General features: G+C 51.5%; 1 rRNA gene. It reads right to left on the minus strand.

What is annotated here, in order from left to right:
• A 23S ribosomal RNA gene (locus tag ABEA08_RS09435) occupies positions 1–651 on the minus strand; the annotation flags it as partial.

Raw genomic sequence — 651 nt, forward strand, 5'->3', positions numbered from 1 at the left:
AAGTCTAACCCCATCAATTAACCTTCCGGCACCGGGCAGGCGTCACACCGTATACGTCCTCTTACGAGTTTGCACAGTGCTGTGTTTTTGATAAACAGTTGCAGCCACCTGGTATCTGCGACCGCCAATAGCTTAGGGAGCAAGTCCCATCACCGTCAGCGGCGTACCTTCTCCCGAAGTTACGGTACCATTTTGCCTAGTTCCTTCACCCGAGTTCTCTCAAGCGCCTTGGTATTCTCTACCTGACCACCAGTGTTGGTTTGGGGTACGGTTGCTAATTACCTGAAGCTTAGAAGATTTTCCTGGAAGCATGGCATCAACTACTTCATCACCTTAGTGACTCGTCATCAGCTCTCAGCGTATATGTGAACCCGGATTTGCCTAAGTTCACCGCCTACTACCTTAAACACGGACAACCAACGCCGTGCTAGCCTAGCCTTCTCCGTCTCTCCATCGCAGTAATCAGCAGTACGGGAATATTAACCCGTTTCCCATCGACTACGTCTTTCGACCTCGCCTTAGGGGCCGACTCACCCTGCCCCGATTAACGTTGGACAGGAACCCTTGGTCTTCCGGCGAGGGGGTTTTTCACCCCCTTTAACGTTACTCATGTCAGCATTCGCACTTCTGATACGTCCACCCAACTTCTCA

Source organism: Ferrimonas pelagia, assembly GCF_039543565.1.
In the GTDB taxonomy this organism is placed as follows: Bacteria; Pseudomonadota; Gammaproteobacteria; order Enterobacterales; family Shewanellaceae; genus Ferrimonas; species Ferrimonas pelagia.